Source organism: Scytonema sp. PRP1, assembly GCF_036697665.2.
GTDB lineage: Bacteria > Cyanobacteriota > Cyanobacteriia > Cyanobacteriales > Nostocaceae > Kalymmatonema > Kalymmatonema gypsitolerans.
The window spans coordinates 93,896-112,492 of sequence record NZ_JBAHYJ020000132.1 but is presented as its reverse complement, the minus strand read 5'-3'; the positions used below and the strand labels follow the sequence as shown (position 1 = coordinate 112,492).

The following is an 18,597-nucleotide window of genomic DNA, read 5'->3' as shown; positions in this document are numbered from 1 at the left end:
CGTTAAACTAGGTCGGTAGTTAGCTGTTTCGAGACCCACAAAACCTGTTGAGACGGGTGCAATGCCTACAGTAGTTAAAAGAGTAGGACAGCTTGTTCTACTCTTGTGAACAACTAAGCAATTTAAAAGCATATAAGATAATTACCATAGACTTTTACTCAAAGAATGGCAGCAAACAATACGAAACAAATCTTGATTAATAACAGTTCAACCGACGAATTTAGCAACGATTTTTCAATGGCAGCAGAAACAAATGAAAGCCATCTACTGATAATAGAAGACGATCAAGGACGCAAAGAATTTATTCTTGATCGCCCCGTATATTCCATTGGTAGGGACGCCCACTGCGATATCCGTTTAATCTCGCAGTTTGTCTCGCGCCGCCATGCCACACTCATTAGGCTACCGCGCGATGGTAAGAAGCATAGCTATTATTATCGGATTGTCGATGGTGACGCCAAAGGCAAACCGAGTTCCAATGGTCTAATGATTAATAACGGGCGGAAGATCCCCGCTCATGACCTGAAAAATGAGGACGAAATCGTTTTTGGTCCTCAAGTACGTGCTATTTATTACCTACTGCGAGATAGTATGTGTACAGGAGGACAAACAGATTCCAGTGAGTATGATATTACACTAATAAACCCCGGCATGACCGAGGAACTGGAGGACTGAAGCCATATTGATTCTGGAATATTTCTACTGTCACAAGAGCACATTTTTTGGAGGGGCGTTTTGCTATAAGCTAGCCTTGTCATTGAGCTAGCCCAAGCAGACGCCTTTCTTTATAGAATAAGGCGACTCATTGAGCCAACAATTTCCCAGCCTAAAGGCGGGAAAGCGTCAAAAGCGCCAATAGCTACTTACCCCGCGAGACTCTCAATCAGATGCCAGTGGCGGCAGTCTTCAATTGCCTGCTTAACGTATTCAAACATTTGTCGGCAGTGATTCTCTCGCTGAAGTGCTAGTTCCTCGTTTTTAATCACGATACTCATCCGGGTTTCTGTTTCAGTAGCTGTGCTTTTGTCAATCAATGCTTCCACCGTCACTAACTTTAAAAAGGATATATGACCAGGAATTTCACGCGCCATGATGTAATCGGCTGTATAGTATTGAACATCCAAATTACAATCTTGCAGAAGTTCTACAAGTAACGGTTGAAGTTGGTCAAGAGGAACAGAAAGAATAAATGAACACGTATAGCGAGCCATAATAGCCCCAAGCCTTGCAACACTCCGTCCATCCTATAATACCGAACCATCTAAAAGCCAAATCATTATAGATTCATTAAAGAACCTGTGTTTTGAGTAAAGACAAAAGCAGCACAAGACACACAAGCAAATTTCCAGAGTCAACTACGGTGGCATAAGCCAAAACTTGGATAAAAAACTTTAAAATAGCGGTTTGGCGGAGGTTGATTATGAAAGTAGCAATTGCTGGAGCAACAGGATTTGTAGGTAGTCGTTTGGTGGAACGACTACAGGTCGAGGGTATAAGAGTGCTAGTGTTAACTCGTAACACCACTTATGCGCAAAAGGTTTTTCCACCTACGGCTTTTCCGGATGTGGAAATTGTTGCCTATACACCAACAGCATCTGGAGGTTGGCAAAGTGCCATCTCTGGTTGTGATGGTGTCGTTAATCTTGCAGGCGAATCTATTGCTGAAGGACGTTGGACACCCGAACGCAAGCAGGAAATCTTAAACAGCCGTAAACTGGCTACACAAAACATTGTGGACGCAATTGCCAACGCTCACCCCAAGCCTAGTGTGTTAGTGAACGCTTCGGCTATTGGCTACTACGGTACGAGTGAAACGGCTACCTTTGATGAGACGAGTTCACCCGGTCACGATTTTCTTGCCCAAGTTTGTCAAGCCTGGGAAGCAGAAGCAACAAAGGTAACAGATGCTGGCGTGCGACTCGTCATTGTGCGATTGGGTATTGTTTTGGGTGACGGTGGTGCTTTGGGTAAAATGATTACACCGTTCAAACTCTTCGCTGGTGGTCCCTTGGGTAGTGGTCAGCAATGGTTCTCATGGATTGACTTAGATGATGTCGTTAACCTGATTTTTCTAGCTTTAACCAAACCCCAAATGCAAGGGGTATATAACGCCACTGCCCCTCATCCTGTCCGAATGGCTCAATTGACCCAAACTATGGGAAAAGTCATGAATCGTCCTTCTTGGTTACCTGTTCCGGCATTTGCTCTCGAAGCCCTTTTAGGGGACGGGGCAATGGTCGTTCTGGAAGGTCAACAAGTTGTTCCCAAACGCACTTTAGAAAGTGGGTTCAAGTACAAGTATCCCAATTTGGAACCAGCACTGGTAAAAATTCTCAAATCCTAGGGATTAGCGATTAGGGACTCTTGATTCCCTAGTCTCCAGTACTCAGTCCCTACTAATACTAATTATATCAACTTGACTTAAGTAGTTATACTTAAGTCAAGTTGATATAATCAACCGAACCTGATATTACTCGTTGCCAGTTTTTAAGAATTTCTGAGAAACCCAATTAACAATGCCACTGATGAGCGCACCAGCCATCAGGATGCCAATAGCCGGGTTAAATACAGGTTGCCAAAGCGTATGCCACAAATCTAAGCCCAGTGGGACTCCAACTGCTTCACCAATAGCAGCAACCGCCAACCACCCAAAACCAAACAAAACTAGGAACACATCTGCCACTAAAACCAAGTTTAGCCAGCTTAAAAACTTATCTTTCATAGTCATTAATTATCAGTCAATAGTTTTAGACTATTGACTGTAGATGTGGGACTGTTTAGCAATTATTCCTCGGGAAACAGCCAGTTTTTGACTTTTGCCAAACTCTGCCAATCTGGTTTTCTGTTGAAACCGTCTTCAATGCTATTTTTGACTTCTTCTCGCCAGTCTGGGTTGACAAAAATCAACTGTTGTGCAAAGTCAACGTGTTGTCGCAAACCTTTTTGACCTGTTTCCAGCATGGCAACAGCAAGGTTCACCCGTGCTTGGGCATCTTGTGGATTGAGCTTTACCGCCTTCTGTGCAGCCTTGTAAGCAAGGTTGGGTTTGTCATCTAGTAAATACAACCACGCTAGACAAGTCCAAGCAGGACTACTTCTGGGAGCGCGATCGCACAGATCCTTAAACACAGGAATAAGACTTGAAGCTTCTTCTCCAGCTTTATAACGTTCTAAACCTGTATCAAACAGAGAGTCAACTGTATTAGTCATGAGTCATGAGTCATTAGTCATCAGTCACAAGCCCTTCGTCAAATGACAAAGGACAAATGACTATATTACACACCAAACGACTTACCGCAACCGCAGGTTTGGCTGGCGTTGGGGTTAGTGAATTGGAAACCACCGCCAATCATAGAGTTGCTATAATCTAGCATTAAACCATACAGATATAATAAACTTTTGCGATCGCAAACAATTTTGAAGCCATCATAATCAAAAACTTCATCTTGAGGAGTAATCTTGCTGGGGTCTTCAAAATCCATCAAGTAAGACATTCCGGAACAGCCACCTTGACGCACTCCAACCCGTAAGCATAGGTCTTTGCCGCCTTGCTGATCTTGCAAGAATTTCACCTGACGCAATGCGGCTTCGCTCAATTGAATTCCCCGTTGTTGAGACTGAGTTGCTTGTGTCATCTGCTGTTTTTACTCCTTATACGGTTTCACAAAAATCCTGATACAATTGACTCCCCTTGCCTTTCCTGCTCAAGAACTGCTTGCCCATATATATCAACCTTAAAGTCAAATGGTATCAGTTGGTGTGAGCATGGCTGTGTGGGGGCAAGCACTCTAGTTTCAACACCAAGCGGTAAGCTTGGTGGCTGTAAAGGTTTTTGTATCCATTCTAGCGACATTAATGCCCCAGGAATGCAAATTGTAAACACTGCGTCAAAAGCACACAAAGATTTTTATTCTAGAATTGAGAGATTCAATGTATTTAGAGATTCGATATTTTGAAGTTCAAGCCTTGTGGTAGCCACCAGCAGCAACCACTGTTCACAAACAGCCAGAGAGTTTTGATCCGAGGCGTAAGCCCAAGTTGAAAGTTTAATTCTATATAGCTTGTTTTGATTAACTTACCTCTATGACAAGTTTTAATCGCTCTACCAGTCGTCGGCTGAAGAAATTAACCCAAATTCCTTCTGTATGGGAGGGCGATCGCCGTCCATTGTCGTCATCACAAACTCACAACTCAGACTTAGAGGCAAAGGGCGAATGCATTCTTTGGGTAGATGGCTCACAAGGCATTGTCCGGGGTATGGACGTAGTCGCAGCAGAAACGGGTCCAGAAGCAATTGTTCGTACCCTCATGCGAGCAATGGAGCATCCTCACAGTCCAGCAAAACCTGCTCGCCCTCAAAGAATTGTAGTCAAGGATCGCGAAATCCAATTTTACCTGCGCGGAGTCCTGCAAGATTTGGACATTGCGATTGACTATGTACCAGAACTGCCTTTGATCGATGAGCTGTTTCGTGGGTTTACCGACATCTTGGATAGCCAAGTTCCTGATTTGCCCCCACAGTATGAAAAAGCGCTGCGAGAAAAAGCATTTGCAATTTGGCAAGCAGCACCTTGGGAATTATTAGAAGAACAGCAAATCTTGTCCATAGAAATTAATAAATGGGATGTTGGTACACTCTACGCCTCAGTTATGGGAATGCTGGGGATGGAGTATGGCATTTTGTTGTATCGTTCAGAAGAGTCGTTGAAGCGGTTTCGCGCAACAGTTTTAACAGAAGACGAATCGCAAGGGCATTTAGAAGAAGCTTTCCTTAAACAAGATTGCCTGTTTTTGACCTTTGAGAGTGCTGACGACATTGACGAAGATGATGATGAGGATGATGATGAAGAATTCGGCGATTTAGCAGATTTGCCGTTATCGGAAATAGAACCCACCTTCGGTAACATCCATCCTTTAGAAGGACTGCGGTCTGTTTTATATGACGAAGAAGCACTTGTAGTCTTGGTGGCATTAGAAAGCCTAAATCGCTTTATCCGCGATCACCGCCGTCAACTTACTGATGACACCTTTCCTACCCTCAGTCGTCGCTATCGCATTCCCTTACCCGAGTCATCGAATGAACCAACAAAATCACTGCCTGTAACTGTCTGTTCCATGCCGCAGTTAGCCGCGGAGTTAGAGGAAATAGGAGGTTTTGACGTCGAGGATGATGACGATGACATTGAGTCAGAATCGACACCAATGTTCCAGTCACTACGAGATGATTTGATACCAGAAGACTCATTCCTCAGCTTAGGAGTCGTGTCATGGGAGATGTTGGAGTACTTGCATCAAGGTGCCAAATATCACAAAAGTGGAGAAATCACACAAGCAGGGGATGGTTTGCCCGTGATTTTAATTCAAACTTCCCGTCCTAAAGCGAAAACTGTGATTTCAAATATCGAAGAAGCTGGAGGACTCAAAGCAATTTGTTTTAATCCAGGTGCTGATCCTTTTGATAGCAAAGGCTATGACTTAGGTTTGTTACAAACTGAAAACGGTGAATTGTTCCTGTTCGGTGAGTTTGAAGATGACGATCCAATACACGTAGAAGCCCGTAAAAAATGGAATCAGCGGTGTAAAAATACCAAAGGATACTGTGGCTTGATCATTGCCAAAGGATTGACAGGGGCTTCTCGTGGTAATCCCCAGTTACGAGATATGATGGCTTTGTTTGAAGCGCGCTTCCTTTCTCCGAACGATTTAGGCATTGGCACTCTCCAACTCATGCCCCAACTCCAATTTGAATAAGCGTCTAGGCAAAAGCATAGAGAATGAGGTCATTCTCTTTTAAATTCAATATATCTTTTTTGGACTGGGCGAAATGCCCAGTCCAAATTTATGATAGGTGGCAGAATAAAGTCCGTGAAACAAAAAATTAGGACTGTTGGAAGGGTGTAGAGGTTAGGGAAAAAACATCACCCAATAGTGTTTGGTTAAAGGTAAAAGGTTAAGGGGGAAAGGGCGAAAAACTTATTTTCTTCCCTTTCACCTTTCCCGTTTGCCTCTTAAACGAACGGTATTGCCCTATATCCCTGACTCAGTCTGAGTAGATAACCCCACTGTGTAAGCGATATTACTGCTGCTTGCGGCAATATACTGTTGTTTTACTTTTAAAGTCTTTATTTTAAAAAAACTAAACAAAAAATTTATTTTTAAGTTTTGAAACTTTTAAACCTATAAAACAGATAAAAGAGTCATGTGCTGTCAAAGTATTATTTAGCTCAAATGTGGGAAAAAATACATTATGAGCAGCACTTTAAATTTTGTTAGTAACACTTTAGTGTATTCGTAGTGAATTTGTCTTTGTAGTAAACACTAGTGCAGGCTCAGTACGTAATACTTAAATGAATATTGACGCTCTAAGAGTGATACAGGCTGAGCTTCAACTTTCCTTAAAGTTAGCACAATAGAATTGAGACATTCCAGGCTTTTGGGGTAAAGCTGATGGAGACTAAAAGTCACATGAATAGCAGATATCACGAAATTTCTTCAAAATTCTCTTTTCTTCCTATCCCTGTTCCTATCTATTCTTGGGCTTCTGTGCAACCATTAATATCTGCTGATAAATGCAAATTGCATCTGTGACCAGTTAGTCAGTAATCACTAACTCTAATTGAGATGACACTACATTACCTCGGATCTGATTTACAAATCTCATGTGAGTTGAAAATATTGCTAAACATAAATTTTTGGTAATTTTCTTTTCTCGAAATCTTTAAAAAGTATTTTGAAAATTTTATGATGGCTTTAAAAATATTTTATGCTTAAAGTAAAATTTATGTTTGTAATACAAACGATGAAATGTGAGTAAAGAGTAAAAAATCTTTCGACAACCATATACAATGTAATAAGTAAAATGTTTCATTCATAGAGTATTATGGCAATAAATTAAAGTTGTTACAAAAGGTTTGAGTTGATAAAATCAACCACTTAACAAACAAAGTAAACAATGATAGTGTTGGATGTTAAAGCTGCTGTGGTTTCAATGCTATTTACAGAATCTCCAAATTGATGCTCTGGAGATAGAAACGAACTCTAGCCTAAATTTAACCAAGCTATCACTACAAGCATGGTGAGAAAAAACAACCCGTAAATTAATATAAATATTACGGAATGTTAATAAAAAACTCTGGAACAAAACTGAAGCTATGCTATCAGTCGAAGCTCAGCGACATTGCATGAATCCATAGATCATGAATCTGTGGGAGATTGTAGTGTATTCTTAGAATTCCCAGACAGCTTTGGATATCTACACCTCGCAAAGTGCTTCTAACCTATTTTCGTGGGTTATGACACTAGCTTTTGAAGGTGATCTCCCTTATGAACAGGGGTTGGAACTTGTAGCTATTCGGGTGACTGCCAATGAGTTACCAAATATGGAATAGTGTAGAAGTGAAGGCGATAAGAAGAAATGCACAAGTCTTGAGCCCAAATTTATCAACTTTGTAAGTATGCACTTTCATGGCACCAGCCAAATGTTCACAAAACAGATTTCGTCTTGGGAGCAGTTGCTTGTTGGTGCCTACTTTAAAGTCTTTGGAAACCACCTGTAGAAGCCACTCGAAGGTGGATAAAAGGTAGCTGCGAAGTAAGATTATGATTTTATCACTAGAGTGTTTGGTTAACTTGGGCTGTAAACAAAGTTAAATGCTCTTGTAACTACGAACATTAAAATTCGTTATTTGGTTGACAGAAGATATCTCAACTAAATTTATAAAATTCATAGTCAGGCTTTATTCATCTTGTTGCTGAGTTTAATCTCTTAGCAACCAGTGTGCGCTATTTTTCCTGTCACAAGAGCTATTAAAGGAGTTCTCTATTTGGACTTTATTGGAAAATGAAGCATACTTTCTCAAAATTGAACAAATTTTTAGTCTCAACCAAATTACTTGTTTCCTGACAAAAACTCTGATAATCTTATCCTTTTCATCTCTAGTTAGTTTCTTTTGATGATGTTAACAACCAGCAGATAGTACAATCAAATGACAAATAAGAAATGGGCTGTAAAACGTATCACTGTGAATTTAGCAGCACAGGAGGCGGAAAAACTGGAAAAATATTGTGGGCAGACGGGTAGACCAGCAACGGATGTCATCCGGGAGCTGATCCGAGGACTGCCGCTCTCCTCCGAGGAGGCTAAAGAAGCAAGTCGCTAAGGAGACACTCGCTAAGTTGAGAGTCTCAAGTCAATAATCCAAAGGTTTTTGACGAGCGACTAACAACGACTGACTATGACTTCCTCACACATAACTTGATATAAGTGGCAAATTCCGACACCAACCCAGTTACAATTTGTAATGAAACTGAAAAGGAAGGACGGAATGCGCGTTGCAATCGTAGGTGCGGGACTGGCTGGGCTAGTAACCGCTGTCGATTTATCGGATTCTGGCTGTGAAGTCCACATTTTTGAGTCCCGTCCGTTTGTGGGTGGGAAAGTGGGCAGCTGGGTTGATGGCGATGGCAACCATATTGAAATGGGGTTGCACGTCTTCTTTGGCAACTACTACCAGATGTTGGAATTGATGAAGAAAGTGGGGGCGTTGGACAACCTGCGCCCTAAGGAACATATCCACACCTTCATTAATGAGGGGGGAAAAGTTGGTGTTTTAGATTTTCGCTTCATCATGGGTGCGCCTTTTAATGGATTAAAAGCATTTTTCACCGCTTCCCAACTTTCGTTGCTGGATAAGTTGCAAAATGCAGTGGCATTAGGAACTAGCCCTATAGTACGCGGCTTGGTAGACTTTGACGGCGCGATGAAAAATATTCGTGACTTGGATAAAGTCAGCTTTGCCGACTGGTTCCGCAGTCATGGGGGTAATGATGGTAGCATCAAGCGGATGTGGAACCCCATCGCCTACGCCCTCGGTTTTATCGATTGCGAACATATTTCTGCCCGTTGTATGCTAACAGTCTTTCAGTTATTCGCAGTCAGAACCGAAGCGTCGAAACTGCGAATGCTGGAAGGTTCCCCTTCTGAGTACCTGCACAAGCCTATCTTGGAGTATCTCGAAGCTAGGGGGACAAAAGTTTACACTCGTCGGAGAGTGCGAGAAATACAGTTTACTGAAGAGGCAGACCAAACCCGTGTTACTGGAATGGTAGTGGCTGATGGTGATACAGAAGAAGTGATCACAGCTGATGCCTATGTCGCTGCCTGTGATGTCCCAGGAATCCAGCGTTTGCTGCCTCAAGCGTGGCGCAAGTGGTCAGAGTTTGAAAATATATATAAATTGGAATGTGTGCCAGTAGCAACAGTACAGTTGCGGTTTGATGGCTGGGTGACGGAACTCCATGATGCTGAAGAGCGCAAACAACTCAACCATGCAGCAGGAATTGATAATTTGCTTTATACTGCTGATGCTGACTTTTCGTGTTTTTCTGATTTGGCATTGACAAGCCCTGGGGATTATTACAGGGAAGGGCAAGGTTCACTATTGCAGGCAGTTCTGACACCAGGTGATCCGTTTATTAAGCAAAGTAATGAGGCGATCGCCCAACACGTCCTCAAGCAAGTGCATGAGTTGTTCCCCTCCTCGCGAGAACTAAACATGACTTGGTACAGTGTGGTCAAACTTGCTCAGTCTTTGTACAGAGAAGCACCAGGAGTTGATATTTATCGTCCTCAGCAAAAGACGCCGATTTCTAATTTCTTTTTAGCAGGTAGTTATACGCAGCAGGATTACATCGATAGTATGGAGGGGGCAACAATTTCGGGAAGGCGTGCGGCGAAGGCGATTTTGGAGAATCTCAAGAAATGAACCGCCAAGGCGCTAAGGACGCCAAGGAATAACAGATATGGCAGATTGGTTGGAGCATAGTGTGCAGGTTGAGGTAGAAGCTCCTATAGAGTTAGTATGGAGCCTCTGGGCTGATTTGGAGCAAATGCCCCGGTGGATGAAGTGGATTGAATCGGTGAAGGTTCCGGAGGATAATCCAGATATATCCATATGGACACTCAACACAGGTGGTTTAGAGTTTAAGTGGAAATCCCGTATTTCCAAGGTTATTCCCAATCAGATTATCCAATGGGAATCAATTGATGGTTTGCCAAATCAAGGAGCTATTCGCTTTTACGATCGCCACGGTAGCAGTATCGTTAAACTTTCTGTTGCTTATGCTATCCCCGGTATCATTGGCAAAATTATGGATAATTTGTTTTTGGGAAGGGCGGTGGAATCAACTCTTAACGGTAATATGGAAAGGTTTCGAGAATACGCTCTTCAGGTGAAATTAAATCAATCTTAATCATAATTTGAATGTAGTTAATGTAACCCCACGTTTCCACCCCCGAAACTTTGGGGTTTTGCTGCATAAACGCAAGCCCTAGTTGGGATAAGCTCAATAAGTTGCAGCTTAACGGCTCAATCTTGATTTTACTCTTCTCAATGTCCTAAATTGAGTGTTACGCTATCTTGCTAAATTATTGCTAACTTCCAGATTAACTGGTATATCTAGCCTTTATTTCTCTTCAAATAAGCCAAATAATATACGAAAGATCAAAAGTTTGAGCATTTACCAAGCCTCAGTACCATCACCAAGTGCTGGGCTCAGTTTTTGCTACTCAACAATTTTTTTGACTTGAATAGTTCATGCTTTTGGATATTCTACTATGAAACACCTAATTCTGAATAGTCTATCGCTGTTGCTTTTGTCTGCTACCACAGCGCCCATTGTACAAGCACAAACAACAACAGTTAGCTCAACCACGGTCGAGAGTTCCTCAGATTATAAAATCAAACCAGAGAATCTGGTTTTCTTGGCTTATCAAGGTGAGTTGAAGCAGTATAAAATTCCCAGTTACGCAGCCCTGCTTAATGCTTATCAATCTGGAAATATCACTGCTAAAACGCTTGTCCAAGCTGCAATTGAGGACAACAAATTACCATCACACTTTCTAACTAACCAGCAGTACTTGCACCAGGTAGATTCCGAACTCAAAAATCTAATTTCCAGTAATGAGTAGTACAGCGATCTATCGAAAGCTGTATTCCTGATATAGCTTTTACCATCGGTTAGTGATGAGTAGTGCTGTTAAAGTTCTGCTGACCGAAAGTCGAAGGGCGCAAGCCCCTAAATTCCATTTATGGGGATAAGCCCGATGGGGATTTTAATCCCCGTCCTAGTTTCCGTACGGCTTCACGAATCACGTCGTTATAGTCAACACCCTCAGATTCTGATATCTGCTGAACTATTCCCCACTCTTGCTCACTGAGACGAACAGTTAATTTTTTTGCTGCATATTTCCTTGCCATAGGGAACCTTTATCATCTATAATAGGTCTACTAGACTTATGATAACAAATTAAGGGGGTGATTCAAGAGTGTTCGTGCTGGAATACAAAGCTGTAGTTAAAAAATCCCAATCAACGGCAATAGACGAAGCTATTCGTACAAGTCAATTTGTACGTAACAAAGTCCTGCGTTACTGGATAGATAATCGTGGCATTGGGAAGAAAGAACTCTACCAGTACAACACTCAGCTACGTGCAGAATTTGATTTTGTTAAAGATTTAAACAGCCATGCTTGCCAAGCATCTGTTGAGAATGTGGAACGAGCTATTAAGCGGTTTTTTGATAACTGTAAGAACAAGAAGCCAGGTAAAAAAGGCTATCCACGCTTTAAAAAAGATAGCCGTTCTGTTGAGTACAAAACCTCAGGATGGAAGCTACATCCGTCTAAACGACGCATAACTTTTTCAGATAAGAAAGGTATTGGAGAACTCAAGCTATTAGGTAAATGGGATATCCATACATATCCAATTGAGTTAATTAAACGGGTTCGGATTGTGCGTCGTGTTGATGGCTACTACGTTCAATTTTGCGTCAAGGTGGACGCAATCCAAGAACCCAGAACAGGTGATAGTGAGGTTGGATTAGACGTTGGGTTGGAGTATTTTTACTCTGATTCAAATGGGTATCATGAGGAGAATCCCCGTTTTCTTAGAAAAGCTGAAAAAGCTATCAAACACGCTCAAAGACGCATTTACTCTAAAGAGAAAGGGAAAAACAATAGACGAAAAGCGTCATGGCGATATGCCCGTAAGCATTTAAAAGTAAGTAGGCAACGGGAAGAACACGCGAAGAGAATCGCGCGTAACGTATGCAAAGCTAACGCTTTTGTCGCCTATGAAGAGTTAAATGTGAGAGGGCTGGTAAGAAATCGTCGTCTAGCCAAGTCAATCAGTGATGTTGCTTGGAATTCTTTTCGTCGTTGGTTGGAATACTTTGCTGTTAAGTTCAATACTCAAGTAGTGGCTGTCCCGCCTCACTACACAAGTCAAAAGTGTAGTAGTTGTGGAAATATCGTGAACAAAGGGTTGTCAACCCGAACACACACCTGTAAATGTGGATGTGTTCTACAACGTGATGTGAATGCAGCCATCAATATTTTGTGTAAAGCAAAGTCTACCACTGGGCAAGTGGGAAGTAACGCTTGGGGAGTCGGAACCTCTACTCTTGTTGGGGCAACCCAGCCAATCGCAAGTTGCGACGTTGAGCCAAGAATCCCCCGGCTTATAGCCGTGGGGAGTGTCAAGAAATCACTCACCTATAAGTGGTTATAACGGTTTCGTTGGTAGTTACTGATCAACAGGTAATTTGCTTGTAGTTGTGTTTCAGCACACCTATAAACTATATGAACCCATTACCAAGTCGGGTCACTAAACAAATTTATCGTCAATTGGTCGCGTCCGGGTGGTACTGCGGCAATACAAGCGCGGATGGTATCTCCGTCCTCTACTTCCACACTGCAAGCGTAACACGACCCCATTTGACAGCCAGTGGGAATAAACACCCCCGCCCGATCTGCTACATCCAGCAGTGGTTCTCCCACTTCGGCATCAACTGTAATATCATCTGGTAGAAACCGGACGCGAACATTCATCAAAACCATCCTCAAGACAAAAATGGTGTTAAGTCTAAATGGCGCTCAACTTCAGTTGCAAGAGAGTCTAATATATGCTCTCTTTGTTCCCGGTAATTGGCAACGCCCGTAGGCAAAGATTTTAAACCCCGCTGTTGACGCAAGCGATTTAACCAAGCACGTCTCCAAGGACCGTTGTCAAAAATACCGTGGAGATAAGTACCCCAAACTGATAAGCAATTATCCACCAAACCTAAATTAGCATCGTCAAACAGAGTATGGTACTTCTGAGGCTCTGTTGTGGGAATTTCTATGCGCGATCGCCCTTGGTGGATTTCAAACCCAATCACGGGTAAGCCCATTTGCGGATAATTCGAGCTGACTTGCCGCTGACGGGCAATTTTCTGTCCTGTGATCACAGTTTTTATCGGTAATAACCCCAGTCCTTGATATCTGCCAGCTTGTCCCTCAATTCCCTCTGGATCTGCTATCATCTGACCTAATATTTGATACCCACCACAGATACCCAAAACTGTACCACCAGCTGCTGCGTAGTGCTGAATTGCTTCTGCCATACCACTTTTTTGCAGTAGCAACAAATCAGGAATTGTGGTCTTGGTTCCTGGTATAATTACGGCATCAGGATGTCCCAATTCTTGCTTAGGACTTAAGTATCTCACTCCGACTGTAGGTTCTGATTCTAGTGGGTCAAAGTCGGTAAAGTTAGAGATTCTCGGTAACCGGATAACAGCGATGTTAAGTTCACTTTGTAATTTTTGGACTCTACGTTCCAACAAGTCAAGAGAATCTTCAGCGGGAAATACCTGTTCCAAGTAAGGGATAACACCGATAACAGGAATACCAATGCGTTCTTCCAACCATTTTATTCCCGGTTCTAAGAGCGATCGCTGTCCACGGAACTTGTTAATGACTATACCCCGAATTAAAGCGCGTTCCTCTGGCTCCAGTAACTCCAAAGTTCCTACCACATGGGCAAAAGCACCACCTCTGTCAATATCAACAACCAGTATAGTTGCTGCATTCAGGTGTTTTGCCACCCGCATATTCGTCAAATCTCGGTGTTTCAGGTTAATTTCCGCCGGACTCCCAGCACCTTCGCAAACCAACAAATCAAATTCTGTGCTCAAATGCTGTAGTGATTCTTCAATTGCCCGCCACCCTAGGTCAAAATATTGTTCGTAGTACTCTGCAGCACTGACTTTGCCTACAGGCTTTCCCTTGATTATGACTTGCGAGGTCATATCTCCTTGAGGTTTAAGTAAAATTGGGTTCATTTCTACCCAAGGAATAACTCCCGCAGCCCAAGCTTGTACCGCCTGAGCGTAGCCAATTTCCCCACCATTGGCGGTAACATAAGCATTTAAAGCCATATTTTGACCTTTGAAGGGAGCCACTCGCCAGCCACGGCGCGATAAAATCCGACAAATAGCTGCGGTTAACAGTGATTTCCCGGCATGGGATGTCGTTCCCACTATCATAATTGCTTTCATAACCAAATATCTGTTTTTCCAGATTGGGTGTATTAGCCTAAGGAGTTAAGGGTGATTTATGAGACATTAGCCATGAGTCACAAATTTTTGGACTTTTGACTAAAAACCCAAGATTTCACCAATGAAGTCGGATACCTATGATCAAGAGTTCATGAATTGAGTTGAAACTTCCTTTGTTTATTGTTCCCTTTGATTCCCCACTCTTAACTGTTGTTGACCCTTAATCCTAAAAGGGTAGTCTAAACCAACGAATGACAGCATTGTAAAGGCGATCGCCCCATGTAGCACTACCCCAAGCTTTACCCTGAGATTGTTCCACCAATTGGCGACCTAGGGGAGTCAGCCGAAAACTGTCTGTAATACCCTGACCATCAACTTCGCGCCGCAGTACACCCACTTGGATCAGCCACACCAAAGCGTTATCTGCTGTCAATTCTGACAGAGGTCGTTTTGTGAAGTTCTTCTGAACACCAGAATTACCAATCATCTCACTTATTGCTACACGGCGTGAGCGCATTGCTTCAAACAAACCAAGATTGAAGGGAGAACACACCAGCGCTCTTTGAGCTCGTTTTAGCGTAGGCTGGGCGTAAGCAAAGGTTTTCTGGTTTTGAGAATCGACAACAGGCATTATGGCTCTCTTGATAATTTTTTTAAAGAGAGATATCTCGTGCTTAGGAAATTGTAGCAGGAGATACCTAATTTCACAAATCTTTACATATTACCTATTATCTCCTCGGCGCGACGGGATTGGGTACTGGGGACTCAGGATTCGGGACTCGGGACTGAACAATACTGTTCCTAATCCTTAATCCCTAATCCCCAATCCCTAATCCCTAATCCCAATCCCTAATCCCTAATCCCAATCCCTAATCCTCAGCCCCCGAGAACACTGTAGTAGACGCCACTTAAAAAAAATACACAAACTTTGATACAATAGCACTCGTCAGGGAAAGTTGAACCATGTTATTAACATGACTTACCCTGTAGCTAACCTTGTATACGAGAGATACTAAAACTATGGCACTAGCAGTTGGTAGTGATGCACCTACATTTACCGTCAAAGACACCAACGGCAACACTGTCTCGTTATCTGATTTTAAGGGGAAAACGGTAGTTTTGTATTTCTACCCCAAAGATGACACACCAGGCTGTACCAAACAAGCTTGTAGCTTTCGGGACGCAGTTGACCAATACAAGAGCAAAGATATAGTGATATTGGGAGTCAGCGCAGATGATGAAGCCTCCCACCAAGCATTCACCCAAAAATATAATCTCAATTTTCCGCTACTGGCTGACACCGATAAAAGCTTGATTAAAGCATACGATGTTGATGGTGGTGGATATGCGAAGCGCGTTACCTACGTGATTGATGGCAACGGCAAAATCATCCAGGTTGACTCTAGTGTCAACACATCTACCCATGCTAGCGATGTTTTAGCTACATTGGGGCTGTAGACGAGATCAGGGGATAAGGAGGACAGAGGGATAACTTCCTCATCCTCCTTATGCTCCCCAACTTTTTTCACTTAGTCGTCTGAGGCGTAGTCACCTGAAAGCGTGGTTGGTTTGGCTGCTGTTGAGTTTGCTGCTGAAGCAATTGTTGTTGCTTTGCTCTGAATTGAGCTGCGGCGTCATTCAGTTGTTGGTTCTGCTCATTTGCATTCCAAACCGTATTTCCCTGTTGAAGGCGATGCAATATATTAAACATACCGAAATTACTCACCTCATCGCTCCGAGGCGATAATGGATCATCACCCTGTTGTGGATTGAGGTCTTGCAGAATACTTCTGGAATTAGATTGAGCTAAGGTGGGTTGAGGCAATACTAAGGAAGCAAAGCTCATTCCTGCAAAAGTGAGTACAAATAGTTGCTTAAGCGGTAAAAATCGTATTTTCATAAAAGCCTCCAAGAATTTTGAAAACGCACACCCTCAAGATGTGGGAGTGCGGATAAGTTTTTACCTTAAAATAAGTAATGCTTTGATCTTAAGCAAGAGTCCGCCGCAGTTGGGGTTGAATACTCAACAATGCTACAAGAGCGAAGCCAACCAACACCAGCAACGCACCAGCAAAGGTAACATCACCCCAAAAGGCGTGCATTACCACGCTATTGAATCCCCAATCTTTGTGAAAATACAAATAACGAATTGGTTCAATGGCGTAGCTAAGGGGATTAAGGGTAGCTACAACCTGCAACCATTTCGGCATGAAAGACAAAGGAGCTAAAGCAGTACTGGCAAACAACAATGGCAGGTTACTGACAAAAATAACCGCAATCAGTTCGATGTGTCCAGGCAAAGCAAAAGCCAAACCAAGGCTGATAGCAGTTACACCTAATGCCAAGAGGAAGACAATTAAAGCTATTGTTCCCAAACCTGCTGCATCTGGTAAACCAGCCCCTAAAAACGCTGCTGCTGTCACAATGACGGCTGCTTGCACCAAACTTTGACTGATAATAAAGATAGCCGAAGCGAAAACTATCGAAAACCGCGATGCTAGTGGCGCTACCAGCAAACGATTCAAAAAGCCGAATTCTCGGTCAAACATCACGGGTAAGCCAGCATTCAGCGCCCCACCAAATGCAGTAAAAACAATTATACCTGCGCTTAGAAATTGCCCGTAATTTGTGGTGTCACCAAATAACCCTTTCGGTGCATTTTGGAACAAAGCGCCAAACAGCACCAGCCACATCACCGGCTGAATAATACCCGCAATTAACGTTGAGGGACGCCTAGCAAGTTGAATAAACAAGCGACGAGTCAAGGCTAACGTCTCTTGCACAAATTCACCAAATACATTAGGAGCAGCGTCATCATAGGCTTGAGGTGACGCTACTTGCTGCCAATTGATATTTGATTTTGGAGGTGAAACAGTACCACTCATAGTAGTTGTTAGTTGTTAGTTGTTAGTTGTAAATTGGGCTTGTAGTAAGCGCTTAAGCGCTCACTACGAACTCATTCCCTAATATCTATCTCATACTCTGCTTCTTTTCAGCCTTGGGATCACGACTTCCAGCAGCCGCCAGTTCCGCATCCATCAAAGTTCGTCCTGTCGCCGCTAGGTAAACATCATCCAAACTCGGTCGAGATTGGGCAATACCAAAAATCGGTAAACCAGCAGAATTGAGCGATTGTTGGATGGTAATCAAAGCATCATTTTGCGGAGTGACTACCAAATTGAGGGAATTCCCCTGAGCGTTATTAATAATCACTTCTTGAACAAACGACAAAGATTTCAGCAAATCTTTGGCTTTCTCAGCTTCCTCAACGGGTGAAAACTCGCGGATTCGTAAAGTGATGCGATCGCCCCCCACTTTATCTTTCAACTCTGAAGGCGTCCCACTGGCAATCACAACTCCACGGTCAATAATCGCCACCCTATCAGCCAAAGCGTCAATTTCTTCTAAATAATGGCTGGTAATCACTACCGTTGTTCCAGCTTCTCGCAACTTCCGCAAGAAATTCCACACCACAAAACGGGTTTCTATGTCAAGTCCTACCGTTGGCTCATCCAAAACCAGGACATCTGGTGCATGAAGTAATCCCGCTGCCAAGTCTAGGCGTTTGCGTAAGCCGCCAGAGTAAGTGCCAGTCTTTTTATCGGCATATTCCTGCAACCCGAGTAACTCCAGCATCGTGTTCACTCGTTGTTTTGCCACTGTGCCAGGTAAGTGATACAGCGCTGCTTGCAGTTGCAAAAGTTCCCGCCCAGTCAGTACTTTATCTGGCGCCACTTCTTGGGCGACATAACCTAGCCGTTTTCTTGCTGCCCTAGGGTTATTGATAACAGATATGCCTGATAGTTCTATTTTACCCGCATCCGGTGTGGTGAGAGTACACAAAGAACGCAGGGTAGTGGTTTTTCCCGCTCCATTGGGACCGAGTAAACCAAAGATTTCCCCTGGTTCTACCTTGAAGGAAACATCCTTCACGGCTTCAACCGTGCCGTAGCGCTTTTTTAAATTTTCAATTAAAACGGCGGCAGCCATGATAGTTTATCCTAACTATACAAATCTCAACAAAGTCTATCTTTCTTTATTGTAGTTGAGTGGTGTTAGGCGTGGCGATCGCCTGAGTACGACTCGCTTTAGGTACTTCCAAAAAATAAATTATTCAATATGAGTGGGGTGGGCATCCTGCCCGCCCTGTTAATAGGACGGGCGCAAAGCCCATCCCACAAGAAAAAATTGGATACTTTTTAATTTGGAAGTCCCTTAT

At 43.0% G+C, this 18,597-nt stretch carries 20 protein-coding genes; 9 read left to right on the top strand and 11 right to left on the bottom strand.

Annotated features, from left to right (window positions below; all coding sequences use genetic code 11):
• Positions 1–165 precede the first annotated feature (165 nt).
• A complete protein-coding gene (locus V5G28_RS34695; protein WP_332996107.1) occupies positions 166–675 on the top strand; it encodes an FHA domain-containing protein in 510 nt (169 codons plus the stop codon).
• Between the two features lie 188 nt (positions 676–863).
• Here the strand turns inward: V5G28_RS34695 and V5G28_RS34690 are convergent, their stop codons facing one another.
• The gene (locus V5G28_RS34690) at positions 864–1,211 is read right to left on the bottom strand and encodes a hypothetical protein (protein ID WP_073632377.1); all 348 of its coding nucleotides are present in this window, start codon (positions 1,209–1,211) and stop codon (positions 864–866) included.
• Between the two features lie 209 nt (positions 1,212–1,420).
• On the opposite strand from V5G28_RS34690, the gene thyD reads away from it, so the two are divergent.
• Positions 1,421–2,344: a thylakoid membrane protein ThyD gene (gene thyD, locus V5G28_RS34685; RefSeq protein WP_332996103.1), complete on the top strand. Its 924-nt coding sequence runs from the start codon at positions 1,421–1,423 to the stop codon at positions 2,342–2,344.
• A gap of 126 nt (positions 2,345–2,470) precedes the next feature.
• On the opposite strand, the gene V5G28_RS34680 is transcribed toward thyD, so the two are convergent.
• The 3 genes from V5G28_RS34680 to V5G28_RS34670 form a co-directional block, all read right to left on the bottom strand.
• The gene (locus V5G28_RS34680; RefSeq protein WP_332996288.1) at positions 2,471–2,722 is read right to left on the bottom strand and encodes a hypothetical protein; all 252 of its coding nucleotides are present in this window, start codon (positions 2,720–2,722) and stop codon (positions 2,471–2,473) included.
• A 62-nt stretch (positions 2,723–2,784) separates the two neighbouring features.
• A complete protein-coding gene (locus V5G28_RS34675; protein ID WP_332996101.1) occupies positions 2,785–3,210 on the bottom strand; it encodes a tetratricopeptide repeat protein in 426 nt (141 codons plus the stop codon).
• A 65-nt stretch (positions 3,211–3,275) separates the two neighbouring features.
• Positions 3,276–3,635, bottom strand: a complete 360-nt coding sequence (locus V5G28_RS34670) for a HesB/IscA family protein (protein ID WP_332996099.1) — start codon at positions 3,633–3,635, stop codon at positions 3,276–3,278.
• 448 nt (positions 3,636–4,083) lie between these two features.
• On the opposite strand from V5G28_RS34670, the gene V5G28_RS34665 reads away from it, so the two are divergent.
• The 5 genes from V5G28_RS34665 to V5G28_RS34645 all read left to right on the top strand — a co-directional run bounded on the left by V5G28_RS34665 (position 4,084) and on the right by V5G28_RS34645 (position 10,969).
• Positions 4,084–5,751, top strand: coding sequence for a DUF6930 domain-containing protein (locus V5G28_RS34665; RefSeq protein ID WP_332996098.1), 1,668 nt, complete (start codon positions 4,084–4,086; stop codon positions 5,749–5,751).
• A gap of 2,234 nt (positions 5,752–7,985) precedes the next feature.
• Positions 7,986–8,159 (top strand): CopG family transcriptional regulator, encoded by a 174-nt coding sequence (locus V5G28_RS34660; protein WP_073632391.1) that lies wholly within the window; start codon positions 7,986–7,988, stop codon positions 8,157–8,159.
• A gap of 165 nt (positions 8,160–8,324) precedes the next feature.
• Positions 8,325–9,764: a 9,9'-di-cis-zeta-carotene desaturase gene (zds, locus tag V5G28_RS34655; protein WP_096561211.1), complete on the top strand. Its 1,440-nt coding sequence runs from the start codon at positions 8,325–8,327 to the stop codon at positions 9,762–9,764.
• A gap of 37 nt (positions 9,765–9,801) precedes the next feature.
• The gene (locus tag V5G28_RS34650) at positions 9,802–10,251 is read left to right on the top strand and encodes an SRPBCC family protein (protein ID WP_332996094.1); all 450 of its coding nucleotides are present in this window, start codon (positions 9,802–9,804) and stop codon (positions 10,249–10,251) included.
• 364 nt (positions 10,252–10,615) lie between these two features.
• Positions 10,616–10,969, top strand: a complete 354-nt coding sequence (locus V5G28_RS34645; protein WP_332996092.1) for a hypothetical protein — start codon at positions 10,616–10,618, stop codon at positions 10,967–10,969.
• A 118-nt stretch (positions 10,970–11,087) separates the two neighbouring features.
• On the opposite strand, the gene V5G28_RS34640 is transcribed toward V5G28_RS34645, so the two are convergent.
• On the bottom strand, positions 11,088–11,258 hold the full coding sequence (locus V5G28_RS34640; RefSeq protein ID WP_332996090.1) for a CopG family transcriptional regulator: 171 nt from the start codon (positions 11,256–11,258) through the stop codon (positions 11,088–11,090).
• Between the two features lie 68 nt (positions 11,259–11,326).
• Between V5G28_RS34640 and V5G28_RS34635 the strand changes: the two genes are divergently transcribed.
• Entirely contained in the window at positions 11,327–12,568 is a 1,242-nt protein-coding gene (locus V5G28_RS34635; protein WP_332996088.1) for an RNA-guided endonuclease InsQ/TnpB family protein, read from the top strand.
• 80 nt (positions 12,569–12,648) lie between these two features.
• On the opposite strand, the gene V5G28_RS34630 is transcribed toward V5G28_RS34635, so the two are convergent.
• From V5G28_RS34630 to V5G28_RS34620, 3 genes are all read right to left on the bottom strand, one after another.
• Positions 12,649–12,888 (bottom strand): 2Fe-2S iron-sulfur cluster-binding protein, encoded by a 240-nt coding sequence (locus V5G28_RS34630; RefSeq protein ID WP_096570397.1) that lies wholly within the window; start codon positions 12,886–12,888, stop codon positions 12,649–12,651.
• An 11-nt stretch (positions 12,889–12,899) separates the two neighbouring features.
• A complete protein-coding gene (gene cobQ / locus V5G28_RS34625; protein WP_332996084.1) occupies positions 12,900–14,378 on the bottom strand; it encodes a cobyric acid synthase CobQ in 1,479 nt (492 codons plus the stop codon).
• 226 nt (positions 14,379–14,604) lie between these two features.
• Positions 14,605–15,009 (bottom strand): Npun_F0494 family protein, encoded by a 405-nt coding sequence (locus V5G28_RS34620; protein WP_332996082.1) that lies wholly within the window; start codon positions 15,007–15,009, stop codon positions 14,605–14,607.
• Between the two features lie 389 nt (positions 15,010–15,398).
• On the opposite strand from V5G28_RS34620, the gene V5G28_RS34615 reads away from it, so the two are divergent.
• A complete protein-coding gene (locus V5G28_RS34615) occupies positions 15,399–15,836 on the top strand; it encodes a peroxiredoxin (protein WP_332996080.1) in 438 nt (145 codons plus the stop codon).
• A gap of 67 nt (positions 15,837–15,903) precedes the next feature.
• Here the strand turns inward: V5G28_RS34615 and V5G28_RS34610 are convergent, their stop codons facing one another.
• From V5G28_RS34610 to V5G28_RS34600, 3 genes are all read right to left on the bottom strand, one after another.
• Positions 15,904–16,278, bottom strand: coding sequence for a hypothetical protein (locus V5G28_RS34610; RefSeq protein ID WP_332996077.1), 375 nt, complete (start codon positions 16,276–16,278; stop codon positions 15,904–15,906).
• Between the two features lie 88 nt (positions 16,279–16,366).
• A complete protein-coding gene (locus V5G28_RS34605; protein ID WP_332996075.1) occupies positions 16,367–17,263 on the bottom strand; it encodes an ABC transporter permease in 897 nt (298 codons plus the stop codon).
• Between the two features lie 85 nt (positions 17,264–17,348).
• Positions 17,349–18,368 (bottom strand): ABC transporter ATP-binding protein, encoded by a 1,020-nt coding sequence (locus tag V5G28_RS34600; RefSeq protein ID WP_332996073.1) that lies wholly within the window; start codon positions 18,366–18,368, stop codon positions 17,349–17,351.
• Between the last annotated feature and the right edge of the window lie 229 nt (positions 18,369–18,597).

Coding starts and splice junctions, on each gene's coding strand:
- V5G28_RS34695 (WP_332996107.1), top strand. CDS start 166: ATGGCAGCAAACAATACGAAACAAATCTTGATTAATAACAGTTCAACC.
- V5G28_RS34690 (WP_073632377.1), bottom strand. CDS start 1,211: ATGGCTCGCTATACGTGTTCATTTATTCTTTCTGTTCCTCTTGACCAA.
- thyD (WP_332996103.1), top strand. CDS start 1,421: ATGAAAGTAGCAATTGCTGGAGCAACAGGATTTGTAGGTAGTCGTTTG.
- V5G28_RS34680 (WP_332996288.1), bottom strand. CDS start 2,722: ATGAAAGATAAGTTTTTAAGCTGGCTAAACTTGGTTTTAGTGGCAGAT.
- V5G28_RS34675 (WP_332996101.1), bottom strand. CDS start 3,210: ATGACTAATACAGTTGACTCTCTGTTTGATACAGGTTTAGAACGTTAT.
- V5G28_RS34670 (WP_332996099.1), bottom strand. CDS start 3,635: ATGACACAAGCAACTCAGTCTCAACAACGGGGAATTCAATTGAGCGAA.
- V5G28_RS34665 (WP_332996098.1), top strand. CDS start 4,084: ATGACAAGTTTTAATCGCTCTACCAGTCGTCGGCTGAAGAAATTAACC.
- V5G28_RS34660 (WP_073632391.1), top strand. CDS start 7,986: ATGACAAATAAGAAATGGGCTGTAAAACGTATCACTGTGAATTTAGCA.
- zds (WP_096561211.1), top strand. CDS start 8,325: ATGCGCGTTGCAATCGTAGGTGCGGGACTGGCTGGGCTAGTAACCGCT.
- V5G28_RS34650 (WP_332996094.1), top strand. CDS start 9,802: ATGGCAGATTGGTTGGAGCATAGTGTGCAGGTTGAGGTAGAAGCTCCT.
- V5G28_RS34645 (WP_332996092.1), top strand. CDS start 10,616: ATGAAACACCTAATTCTGAATAGTCTATCGCTGTTGCTTTTGTCTGCT.
- V5G28_RS34640 (WP_332996090.1), bottom strand. CDS start 11,258: ATGGCAAGGAAATATGCAGCAAAAAAATTAACTGTTCGTCTCAGTGAG.
- V5G28_RS34630 (WP_096570397.1), bottom strand. CDS start 12,888: ATGAATGTTCGCGTCCGGTTTCTACCAGATGATATTACAGTTGATGCC.
- cobQ (WP_332996084.1), bottom strand. CDS start 14,378: ATGAAAGCAATTATGATAGTGGGAACGACATCCCATGCCGGGAAATCA.
- V5G28_RS34620 (WP_332996082.1), bottom strand. CDS start 15,009: ATGCCTGTTGTCGATTCTCAAAACCAGAAAACCTTTGCTTACGCCCAG.
- V5G28_RS34615 (WP_332996080.1), top strand. CDS start 15,399: ATGGCACTAGCAGTTGGTAGTGATGCACCTACATTTACCGTCAAAGAC.
- V5G28_RS34610 (WP_332996077.1), bottom strand. CDS start 16,278: ATGAAAATACGATTTTTACCGCTTAAGCAACTATTTGTACTCACTTTT.
- V5G28_RS34605 (WP_332996075.1), bottom strand. CDS start 17,263: ATGAGTGGTACTGTTTCACCTCCAAAATCAAATATCAATTGGCAGCAA.
- V5G28_RS34600 (WP_332996073.1), bottom strand. CDS start 18,368: ATGGCTGCCGCCGTTTTAATTGAAAATTTAAAAAAGCGCTACGGCACG.